Genomic DNA, 10,964 nt, shown 5'->3' on the forward strand with positions numbered 1-10,964 from the left:
CGACCTCACCGGCGCGTTGACGAAGCCCGTGCCCTGCGCTGAATGGCTGGGCTAGCATTCCGGGTATGCTATCCCCTTGGCGAGTCGCCGCCACGCCGGCGCGAGTGGGGAACGAAGGAGAACGCCTTGAGCCTGAAACTGCGCTTCCTGCTGGTGGCGGCGGCCCTGATGCTGGGCGCCTCGCTGCTCGCCTGGTTCAGCTTCCAGTACATGGCGGAGCGGATCGTCGAGCAGTGGGGGCGGCGGGTGGCCGAGGTACAGGTTCAGTACGACAGCGCTCGCCTGCTGCAGCCGCTGGAGCGCGAGATCGCCCTCGCCCACCAGCTCGCCAACTCCCAGGTGCTCAGGCGCTGGGCGGCCAACCCCGAGGAGCCGACGCTCAAGGCCCAGGCGCTCAGCGAGATGGAGAGCTTCCGGCGCAACTTCATCCACCAGAACTACTTCGTCGCCCTGCGCGATAGCGGCGCCTACTACCACAACAACGCCGATGACGATTTCGGCGACGCCCCGCTGCGCTACCACCTGCGCGAGAACCGCCCCGCCGATGCCTGGTTCTATCAGCTGATCGAGGAGGGGCGCGACTTCCACCTCAACGTCAACCCGGACGTCGAGCTTGGCATCACCCAGTTGTGGATCGACGTGCTGATGCGCGACGCCAGCGACGAGATCCTCGGCGTGGTGGGCACCGGCATCGAGCTGGAGAGCACCCTCGAGCAGATCATCGACATCGACCAGCGCGGCATCACCACCCTGTTCGCCGACATCAACGGCGCCATCCAGCTCTACCGCGACCCGCGCTTCATCGACTTCGCCAGCTTCGTCAAGCCGGAGGGCCAGAAGCGCACCCTCGACCTGCTCTTCGACCTGCCCAGCGACGGCGAGAGGGTGATGGCGCGCATGCGTCGCCTGCGCGACGCTCCGCTGGAACAGCCCAGCGTGATCACCGACTTCGTCACCGTGGATGGCAAGCGCCACCTGGCCGGCATCGCCTACCTGGCCAGCATCGGCTGGTTCGAGGTCACCCTGCTCGATCTCGACGAGGTGATGCCGGTGGCCTCCTTCGTGCCGGCGCTGGGCCTGCTGATCGCCTTCCTGCTGGTGGCGCTGGTACTGTTCTACTGGGCGCTGCACCGCCAGCTGCTCAGCCCCATGGCCTCACTCAGGCAGGCCATGGGCGACCTGCGCCAGGGGCGCCGCGAGGTGAGCCTGCCCCGCGGCAGCGGCGAGATGGGGCAGCTGATCCGCCACTTCGGGGACATGGCCGACGAGGTCACCCGCCACACCGAGGCGCTGGAGGCCAAGGTGCGCGAGCGCACCGAGGAGCTGGAGCGCCTGGCCCGGGTCGACGTGCTCACCGGGCTGCTCAACCGCCGCGGCATGACCCTGCTACTGGCGGAGCAGACCGCGCGGGCGGCCCGCGACAACCTCGCCTTCGGCCTGATCTGGCTCGACCTGGACCGCTTCAAGGAGATCAACGACAGTTCCGGCCATGCCGCCGGCGACCAGGCGCTGTGCGAGGTGGCAAGGGTCCTGGAGGCCGGCCTGCGCCGCTACGACCACGCGGCGCGTTGGGGCGGCGACGAGTTTCTGGTGCTGCTGACCCCCTGCGAGGCCGAGGATCTCACGGCCATCGCCACCCGCCTGCGCCGCGAGATCGCCGAACAGGCCCGCTATTCGGAGGATGGCGTCACCGTCAGCGTGGGCGCCTGCCTGGCCCTGCCCGGCGAAACGCTGGGCAGCGCGCTGCAGCGGGCCGACGAGGCGCTCTACCGCGCCAAGGAGAGCGGCCGCGACCGCCTGGTGGTGGCCTGATGCGCTGGGGCCTGCGTCGACTGGCCCGCTGGGGTGCGCCCTGGCTGCTGCTGGCCGGCTGCCTGGGGCCGGCCGCCCAGGCGCAGCCCGGCGCCGAGGCCGCAAGCGACGCCATCCAGGTACTCGCCTCCTACCACCGCGGCAGCCCCTGGTCCGACGAGCTGGTCGAGCGCATCCAGGAGGCGGTGACCCAGCTCGGCTGGGAGGATGGCATGGCCGTGGACTACCTGGATGCCCGCCGCCTGGGCATCGAGACCGCCTTCGACATCGAGCGCCGCCGCCTCGCCGAGCGGCGCGCCGTGTCCCCCGCCGAGCGGCTGCTGCTGATCGACGACGCCGCCCTGCGTTTCTACCTCCGCCACCCCGCGGCCCTGGACCACCCCGCCCGGGTGGTGGCGATCGGCATCAACGACCCCGAGCTGCTCGCCCAGGCCATCGAGCACGGCGTGCGAGTGATCGTCACCCGCACCGTCGAGGACCAGTCGCTGGCCTTCCTGCGGGCGCTCTTCGGCGAGCCGCTGTCGCTGCTGGTGCTGGGTGACGAGCGGGGCAGCGGGCGCTACCTGACCCGGCATTTCCTCGACAGCGTCGCCGAGGAGCCCGGGATCAGGGCCGCCCGGGTGCTGTGGGAGTGGCGTCCGGAGAGCGTGCTGGCCGCCCTCGAGCGCCTGCCGGCGGATACCCGCGTCTACCTCGTGGAGGGCCACACCACCGGTGCTCAGGACCTCTACCCCGGCTCCCGGGAGTGGCTGGAGCGGCTCGCCGAGCGCGGCGTGCGGGTCTTCTGCCACCTCCCCTACCAGGTGCAGCTGGGCTGTGCCGGAGGCGCCCTGCTCGACACCCGGCGTCTCGGCCGGCTGGCGGTGGAGTCGCTGATCAGCCCCGCCTTCGAGGCCCTGCCCGCGCTCCAGGAGGTGGGGGTGGGGCGCTACGCCCTGCACGCCAGCTTCCATCGCCAGGCCCCCGAGGCCTACCGCGACACCATCGAGTGGCTCGCGGTGGAGGGCACCATCGCCAGCGCCGACAGCCGGATCTCGCTGCTGGTTCGCGGGGGCGCCGCGGTCACCGCGGTGCTGCTCGCGGCCCTGCTGCTGATGGGGCTGTCGCGGCGACGCGCCCGGCGCGCCCAGCGCCGGCTGGCCATCGACCCGGGCAGCGGCCTGCCGACACGCCAGGTGCTGGAGAGTGAACTGCCCGGGCTGTGCCGGCGCCATGCCGGGGGCTGGCTGTTTGCGCTGGTCTCGCCGGGGCTGCGTGACTACCGCCAGCACCTGGGCCTGCCCGCCGCCCAGGCGCTGTTCCGGGAGCAGCTCGCCACGCTGCGCAGGCTGCTGCCGCGCACGGGCCGGCTCTACCTCAACGCCGACCTGGGGGTGATCGGCTTCCTGCCGCTCCACGATCGCCAGCAGGCCGAGCCCCTGGTCGACCGGATGCTCACCTCCCTGGGGCATGCCCGCGATGAGGGCGGCATGCGCCGCCTGGCCTGGTACGCCAGCCTGCTGCGCCTGCACGGCAGCGAGGCGGACTTCCCCCAGTGCCGCGCCGCCCTGGACGACGGCCTGTTTCGCCTCGAACGCCAGGGCTGGCGCCAGCCGCTGATCCGGGTCGAGCCGGTCGACCGGGAGCGCGCCACCCGCTTCCGGCAGCTCTCCGATGCCCTGGAGGGGCTGATCGACGACCCCGTCCGCGAGTGGCGGCTGGTGCTGCAGCCCAAGGTGGCCGCGGCCGATGGCAAGCTGCGCGGCGCCGAGGTGCTGCTGCGCTGGCATCACCCCGCGCTGGGCGAGATCTCTCCCGGCGAGTTCCTGCCGGTGGCGGAGATCCTCGGGCTGGCCTCACGGCTGGACCACTGGGTGATGCAGGAGAGCCTCGCCTGGCTGGCCGCCGCCAGGCCGCGGCTGCCCGGGCTCGGCAGCCTGGCCATCAACGTCAAGCTGGCAACGCTGGCCGAGGATGCCTTCCGGCGCGGGCTGTTGGAGCGCTTGCAGCACCTGGACCTGCCGGCGTCGATGATCGAGCTGGAGATCACCGAGCACTCCGACTTCCGCGACCTGGAGGCGGTGGAGCAGCACATGAACGACCTGCGGGCGCACGGCGTGCGGCTGGCGCTGGACGACTTCGGCACCGGCAACACCTCCTTCCAGCTGATCCAGCGTCTCCCCTTCACGGCGATCAAGATGGATCGCAGCCTGCTGCTGGGCGCCGATCGCTACCCCAGGGCCCGGGAGGCCTATGTCGCCATGGTGCAGTTTGCCCACCACCTGGGTCTCACGGTGGTGGCCGAAGGGGTCGAGGAGCCCGAACAGGCCGAGTGGCTGCGCTCGCTGGGCATCGAAGAAGTGCAGGGCTTCCTGTTCGCCCGACCACTGGAGCCGGAGGTAATGCTGGCACAGTACGGCCGCTGAGACCGAGAGCCGCCTTACGCCGACAGCCCCGGGAACCGCTCCCCCGCCTCCAGCGGCGCCGGCCGTGCGTAGAGATAGCCCTGGAAGCGCAGGCAGCCATGCTCGCGCAGCCAGTTCGCCTGGGCCTCGCGCTCCACTCCCTCGGCGATGACCGATAGCGAGAGCTTGTCGGCCAGGGCGATGATGGTCTCGACGATGGCGGCGTCGGCGGGGCTCGCCAGCAGGTCGCGCACGAAGCTCTGATCGATCTTGAGCTCGTCGAGGGGCAGGCGCTTGAGGTAGCCCAGCGACGAGTAACCGGTGCCGAAATCATCCAGGGCGAAGCGAACGCCCAGGGCGCTGAGCGCCAGCATACTCTCGCGGGCCAGCTCCGGCTCCTGCAGGAACAGCGACTCGGTCACCTCCAGCACCAGGCGCCGCGGTTCGGCGCCGGTGACCGCGAGGGTCTCGCGCACGCCGTCGACGAAGCCCGCCTCGCGGAACTGCACCGGGCTGACGTTGACGGCGATGGAGAGCGCCCCGTAGGCAGGGTGGCCGGCCCACTCGGCGAGCCGCCGGCAGGCCTGCTCCAGCACCCACCCGCCGATGGCGACGATGCGCCCGCTCTCCTCGGCCAGGGGGATGAATACCCCGGGCGAGACCATGCCGCGCCCCGGGTGCTCCCAGCGCAGCAGCGCCTCCAGCCCCACGGTGACACCCGCGGCATCGACCTGGGGCTGGTAGAAGAGGCGCAGCTGGTCGGCATCGAGGGCACGCTCCAGGTCCGCCTCCAGGTGGGCTCTCTCGACCACCTGGGTCTGCATGGCGCGGTCGAAGAAGCGCAGCGCCGCCCCGCCCTCGCGCTTGGCCTCGTACATGGCGAGCTCCGCCTGCTGGATCGCCTCGGCGGCGTCCAGCTCATCATCGTGGAACAGCGCGATGCCGATGCTGGCCGAGAGCGGCAGGGTCGCGTCGTCGACGCCGGCCAGGCGCACCACCTCGTGAAGCAGCTTGTCGCCCAGCCGCTCGGCGCCGCGGGCGGCGTGGGCCGGCTCATCACCCAGGTCCTGGACCAGCAGGGCGAACTGGTCGCCGCCCCAGCGCGCCAGGGTGTCGCTCTCGCGCAGGCGGCCGCGCAGCCCCTCGGCCAGCCGACGCAGCAGGGTGTCCCCACGGGCGTGGCCCAGGGTGCTGTTGTAGGCCTTGAAGTTGTCCAGCCCCACCAGCAGCAGGGCGCCATAGTGGTCACGCCGCCGGGTGTGCTTGATCACCTCGCCCAGGCGATCGATCAGCAGGCGGCGATTGGGCAGGCCGGTCAGCGGGTCGTAGAAGGCCAGGCGCTGGATGGTGGACTCCGCCGCCTTGGTCGCGGAGAGGTCGGTGAGGGTGGCCACATAGTGCCGCACGCCGCCATGGTCGTCGTGGATGGCGCTGATGGTCAGCCACTGGGGATAGACCTCGCCGCTCTTGCGGCGATTCCACACCTCGCCCTGCCAGCTGCCCTCGGCGGCGATGGTCTGCCACATCTCCCGATAGAAGGCCGCAGCGTGACGGCCCGAGGCCCACATGCGGGGATTCTGGCCCACCACCTCCGCGGCGGTGAAGCCGGTGATATGACTGAAGGTACGGTTAACGCGCAGCACCCGACCCTGGGCATCGGTGATGAACATGCCGAGGTGGGTATCGAAGGCCATGGCGGCAATCTTGAGCTCCGCGGTGCTCTCCTCCAGGCGCCGCTGGGCGGCGGCGCGGTGGCACGCCTCCTCGCGCAGGCGACGCTTGGTGGTCAGCAGGCTCAGATGGCGGCGCAGGGCGACGAACCCCACCAGGGCGACGAACAGCCAGCCGGCGGCGAGCATCGCCAGCTGCTGCCACCAGGGCGCCAGCACCTGGCGCAGGTCGCGGCCGGCCACTACAAGGTAGGGAGCGCCCTCCAGGCGGCGGGCGGAGAAGAGGCGCGGGGTGTCGTCCAGCGGCGAGGGAAAGATCAGGCCGTCGAGGCTCTCGTCCTCGGCCGGCATGCCCCCTAACGCGCGGTCGGCGTCGTCGGCGCGGTCGAACAGACACATCGCCTGCACCGCCGCGGGCGAGCGCTCCTCGCCGAGCTCGATCACCGGCGAGAGGTCGCGCAGGCGCCGCTCGGCGAGTGTGCCGGCCATCACCAAAGCGGTGACCGTCAGCACGGCGAGGTAGAGAAGCAGCGCGCGGCGACGCAGGATGTCCTGGGGAGCGCCGTCGTAAGAGGCAAGGAAACAAGACAACAGCATTACCCCAGGATGAAACGGTGCAGAAGCTTGTCATGGATCAAGGAAATCAAACAACATCTTAACGTCACAACCTTGACCTGCATCAAGCTTCCGGCAACACCGCATAGTCACCGCGCGCCTCCAGGCACAGGGTGTCACCGCACCACAGGCGCTGCACCAGGGCGATGCGCCCGCGCCCCTTGTCGGCAAGGCGGGCGGCGAGGCGCCCGGGTCCCGCCGCGTCCTCGGGCAGGCACTCCAGGCGATAGTCGCCGGTCACCGGGGCGAGGAAGCGCTGGGTGGCCTCGGCCACCACGACGTCGCGGGAGAGCCCGTGGCGGCGCAGCCAGAGGGTGGTCCAGCACCAGCCCAGCAGGGTGGTCTGGGCGGCCAGGGCGCCGCCGAAGCCGGTGCCCTTGTCGTTGAGGCTGGGGGTGAGGGCCAGCGCCCAGATGAGCCGGTCACCGTCGCGGCGCATCTCGCGGATGCCGAGGTGGTGAACCAGCGGAATCGCCTCGCCGAGCCAGGCCAGGAAGGCCGCAGGGTCGTCCTCGCCGTCGAGCGGCAGCGGGAGTCGCGGATGGGGAACGCCGACCTCACGCATCTCAGCGCCAGCGCTCCACGAAGGCCTCGACGTCGTGCTCGGGGATCGGCTTGTGGCGCCCGCCGAGATGGCCGAGATAGATGAAGGCCACCACCTCGTCCTCCTCGGCGAGGCCCAGCCCCTTGCGCACCACCGGGTCGAAGGCGTACTTGCCGCTGCGCCACATGGCGCCGAGCCCTTGGGCGTGGGTGGCGAGCAGGATGGCATGGGCGGCGCAGCCGGCGGAGATCACCTGCTCGATCCTGGGCACCTTGGGCACGTCCGGCGTCACCCGGGCGATCACCGCGATCACCATGGGCGCACGCAGTGGCTTCTTGCGAGCGGCATCCAGGGCGGCGTCGCCGACATGGGGATCCTCGCGGTAATCCGCCTCGGCGAACAGCTCGCCCAGGCGTTCGAGGCCCTCGCCGGAGAACTCGATGAAGCGCCAGGGGCGCAGCTCCTTGTGGTCGGGCGCGCGCAGCGCCGCCCGGTAGATGGCCTCGAGCTCCGCGGGGTTCGGCGGCGGCCCCATCAGCTTGCCCATGGAGCTGCGTTCATGCAGCAGCGTCATCGCATCCATCGCTGTCTCCCTGATCGTGGTCACGCGAGAATCAATGTCACCAACTCTACCAGCGCGCCGGCTGGCTGTCCTCGCCCCGCGCTACTGAAGGGCTATCGCAGATAGAGACTGCCTATTGTGGGAGCCCGATTTATCGGCGATAGCGGTGGTATCAGAGCGCTTATCGATACCATCGTCGAAGCGGCAGAATCTGTGTTCCCCAGCAGAGCGCCTGTCGGCGCCATCGCGCAGAATCTGCGCTCCCACAAAGGGCAACGGGCTACTGGCGCGCCAGCCGCAGCGGCTCGGGCGGGCGCTCGCCCGGGGTGGCGCGCCAGGGACTGATGTCCAGACCGCCGCGGCGCACGTAGCGCGCCAGCACCAGCAACCGCTCGGGGCGCGCGCGGGCCATCAGGTCCATGAAGATATGCTCCACGCAGTGCTCGTGGAAGTCCTGGTGCTGGCGATAGCCCACCAGATAGCGCAACAGCCCCTCGCGGTCGAGGCGTGGCCCGCGGTAACGAATCAGCACGCTGCCCCAGTCGGGCTGGCCGGTGACCGGGCAGTTGGACTTGAGCAGGTGGGAGTGGAGCGTCTCCTCCACCACCTCCTCCCCTGCCCTCAGGTGCTCGGCGCTGGGCGTGTAGTCATCGATGGCGATATCGAGGTCGTCCAGGCACTCCCCGGGCAGCCGGCGCGGCGCGAGCGCCTCGTCGTCGACCGCGAAGAGTTCGACCGACACCGGTGCCGCGGCCGCCGCGGCCAGGTCGCGCTCCAGGATCTCGACGACCGCCTCACGGCTGGCAAAGCGGCTCTGGTTGAAGCCGTTGAGGTAGAGCTTCCAGGACTTGGACTCGATCAGGTTGGGCGAGTCCGCGGGCAGCCGGAAGCGCGCCACGGCCACCACCGGCTTGCCCCGGGGGTTGAGCCAGCTGACCTCGAAGGCGTGCCACTCGTCCTCGCCGACGAAGGGTAGCGCCCCCTCCTCGATCCCCAGCGGGGCCCGATTGGCGGCGCGGGGGATGGAATAGAGCAGCCCGGCATCGTAGCGCTCGGGATAGGCGGATTCGCGCCCCAGGGGAGCATGGGCGAGGGTCTCCGGTCGCCGGCTCATGAGCGGATCCCCTGGCCACGCTCCAGCATCCGCAGGGCGATGCTGAAGAGCACCGCGATGAAGGCCAGGATGGCGGCCAGCGCCCAGCCCACCGGGATGTCCGAGACGCCCAGGAAGCCATAGCGGAAGACGTTGACCATGTAGAGGATGGGGTTGAGCATCGACACCCCCTGCCAGAACTCCGGCAGCAGCGAGATCGAGTAGAAGACCCCGCCCAGGTAGGTCAGCGGCGTCAGGATGAAGGTCGGCACGATGGAGATGTCGTCGAACTTCTTGCCCAGCAGGGCGTTGATGAAGCCACCGATGGCGAACAACGCCGCGGTCAGCACCACCACCAGCAGGGTGAGAACCGGGTGCGCCACGTCGAGGCGGGTGAAGAACAGCGACACGATGGTGACGATCAGCCCGACCCCCAGGCCACGGGCCATGCCGCCGAGCACGAAGCCTGAGAGGATCACCCAGTTGGGCATCGGCGACACCATCATCTCCTCCACGCTGCGCTGGAACTTGTTGGAGAAGAACGATGAGGCGACGTTGGAGTAGCTGTTGGTGATCACCGACATCATGATCAGGCCGGGGACGATGAAGTCCATGTAACTGTAGCCGTCCATCTCGCCGATGCGCGAGCCGATCAGGTTGCCGAAGATGATGAAGTACATGGTCATGGTGATCGACGGCGGCAGCAGGGTCTGCGGCCAGATGCGCGTGAAGCGCTTGATCTCCTTGACCACCAGGGTCCAGAGGGCGATGGCGATCTGACGAGGATTCATGCGCGGGCCTCCTTGTCCGTGTCACTGCCCTTGCCGCCAGCGGCCTCGGCGGCCCGGTCCAGGGCCTGGTTGCCCTGCTCCACCATGCTGACGAACATCTCCTCGAGGCGGTTGGCGCGGTTGCGCATGGAGACCACCTGGATGCCCTGAGCGGAAAGGACCTCGAAGATATCGTTGAGGCGCTGACCCCGATGCACCGCCACGCTGAGCTGGGCGGGCTCCGACTGGCTGACCTCGAAGCCCGGCACCTCCGGCACCTCGTCCAGCGGATGGGCCAGGTCGAGCAGGAAGGTCTCGGTGTCCAGCTCCATCAGCAGGTCCCGAACGCTGGTGTTACGGATGATCTCGCCGTGGTTGATGATCGCCACGTTGCGACAGAGGCTCTCCGCCTCCTCCAGGTAGTGGGTGGTGAGGATGATGGTGGTGCCCTCCTCGCGATTGATGCGCCGCATGTACTCCCACATGCTGCGACGCAGCTCGATGTCCACGCCCGCGGTGGGCTCGTCGAGGATCAGCAGCTTCGGCCGGTGCATCAGCGCCCGGGCGATCATCAGCCGGCGCTTCATGCCACCGGAGAGCATGCGCGCACTGCCGTCGCGCTTGTCCCACAACCCCAGGTCACGCAGCAGCTCCTCGGCACGCGGCAGCGCCTCGCGTCGCGACATGCCGTAGTAGCCGGCCTGGGCCAGCACGATGTCGATGACCTTCTCGAACTGGTTGAAGTTGAACTCCTGGGGTACCACGCCGAGATGGTACTTGGCGCGGGCGAAGTCGCGGTCGATATCGATGCCGAAGATCGACACCTTGCCGGCGCTCTTCTGCACCAGCGAGCAGACCACGCCAAGCGTGGTGGACTTGCCGGCACCATTGGGGCCCAGCATCGCGAAGAAGTCCCCCTCGGCGACGTCGAGGTCGATGCCCTTCAGGGCCTGGAAGCCATTGCCGTAGACCTTGGTCAGGCCACGGATGGACAGAGCCGGTTCGGCCATGCGCAATCCTTGAAACGTTTCGGGGTTCGATAGCGGGCATGCCGCAAAGGCATAGTCATATGGGGACGAAGCCGCACGAGTTCAAGCCGGGGGGCTCATACCCGGATGACAGACACACGAACGGCCTGCACATGGGCAGACTTCAACAACATCACAAAGGGGGGATAAAGGGCCGAATGGAGCGGGAAAGGAGATGCGACTGGGCCGACTTTCGGCTCCTGATGCGAGCCTTGGCCTGTTGCAGGTGACCGATTGGAGCGGGAAAGGAGATTCGACCGGGCTGGCGTTCCAGATCCTGACCCGAGCCTTGGCTCTCTTACCGCACCGTTGGAGCGGGAAAGGAGATTCGAACTCCCGACCCTCGCCTTGGCAAGGCGATGCTCTACCACTGAGCTATTCCCGCTTTTCGGTACCGCCTGAGCGCGAGGTGGCGTCCCATAGGGGGTTCGAACCCCTGTTCCCGCCGTGAAAGGGCGGTGTCCTGGACCACTAGACGAATGGGAC

The 10,964-nt window shown here is 69.3% G+C and carries 8 protein-coding genes and 2 tRNA genes; 2 read left to right on the forward strand and 8 right to left on the reverse strand.

Annotated features, from left to right (window positions below; genetic code table 11):
• The first annotated feature begins 126 nt into the window (after window positions 1-126).
• Both RAN53_RS03560 and RAN53_RS03565 read left to right on the forward strand, forming a co-directional pair.
• Window positions 127-1,812, forward strand: coding sequence for a diguanylate cyclase (locus RAN53_RS03560; protein WP_305795436.1), 1,686 nt, complete (start codon window positions 127-129; stop codon window positions 1,810-1,812).
• Window positions 1,812-4,217, forward strand: coding sequence for an EAL domain-containing protein (locus RAN53_RS03565; RefSeq protein WP_305795437.1), 2,406 nt, complete (start codon window positions 1,812-1,814; stop codon window positions 4,215-4,217). The genes RAN53_RS03560 and RAN53_RS03565 overlap by 1 nt, the downstream gene beginning before the upstream one ends.
• A 14-nt stretch (window positions 4,218-4,231) precedes the next feature.
• On the opposite strand, the gene RAN53_RS03570 is transcribed toward RAN53_RS03565, so the two are convergent.
• From RAN53_RS03570 to RAN53_RS03605, 8 genes are all read right to left on the reverse strand, one after another.
• The gene (locus RAN53_RS03570) at window positions 4,232-6,457 is read right to left on the reverse strand and encodes a putative bifunctional diguanylate cyclase/phosphodiesterase (protein ID WP_305795438.1); all 2,226 of its coding nucleotides are present in this window, start codon (window positions 6,455-6,457) and stop codon (window positions 4,232-4,234) included.
• Window positions 6,458-6,545: 88 nt separating this feature from the next.
• The gene (locus RAN53_RS03575) at window positions 6,546-7,046 is read right to left on the reverse strand and encodes a YiiD C-terminal domain-containing protein (protein WP_305795439.1); all 501 of its coding nucleotides are present in this window, start codon (window positions 7,044-7,046) and stop codon (window positions 6,546-6,548) included.
• A gap of 1 nt (window position 7,047) precedes the next feature.
• Window positions 7,048-7,608 (reverse strand): nitroreductase, encoded by a 561-nt coding sequence (locus tag RAN53_RS03580; protein WP_305795440.1) that lies wholly within the window; start codon window positions 7,606-7,608, stop codon window positions 7,048-7,050.
• 259 nt (window positions 7,609-7,867) lie between these two features.
• Window positions 7,868-8,701 (reverse strand): NADPH-dependent 7-cyano-7-deazaguanine reductase QueF, encoded by an 834-nt coding sequence (gene queF / locus RAN53_RS03585; RefSeq protein WP_305795441.1) that lies wholly within the window; start codon window positions 8,699-8,701, stop codon window positions 7,868-7,870.
• On the reverse strand, window positions 8,698-9,471 hold the full coding sequence (locus tag RAN53_RS03590) for an ABC transporter permease (RefSeq protein WP_305795442.1): 774 nt from the start codon (window positions 9,469-9,471) through the stop codon (window positions 8,698-8,700). The genes queF and RAN53_RS03590 overlap by 4 nt, the downstream gene beginning before the upstream one ends.
• Window positions 9,468-10,460: an ABC transporter ATP-binding protein gene (locus tag RAN53_RS03595; RefSeq protein WP_305795443.1), complete on the reverse strand. Its 993-nt coding sequence runs from the start codon at window positions 10,458-10,460 to the stop codon at window positions 9,468-9,470. The genes RAN53_RS03590 and RAN53_RS03595 overlap by 4 nt, the downstream gene beginning before the upstream one ends.
• A gap of 328 nt (window positions 10,461-10,788) precedes the next feature.
• Window positions 10,789-10,863 (reverse strand) — tRNA-Gly (locus RAN53_RS03600).
• A gap of 25 nt (window positions 10,864-10,888) precedes the next feature.
• Window positions 10,889-10,964: transfer RNA gene (locus RAN53_RS03605), tRNA-Glu, on the reverse strand.

Origin of the sequence: Halomonas sp. SSL-5, assembly GCF_030708455.1 — a bacterium.
Taxonomy (GTDB): Bacteria; Pseudomonadota; Gammaproteobacteria; order Pseudomonadales; family Halomonadaceae; genus Halomonas.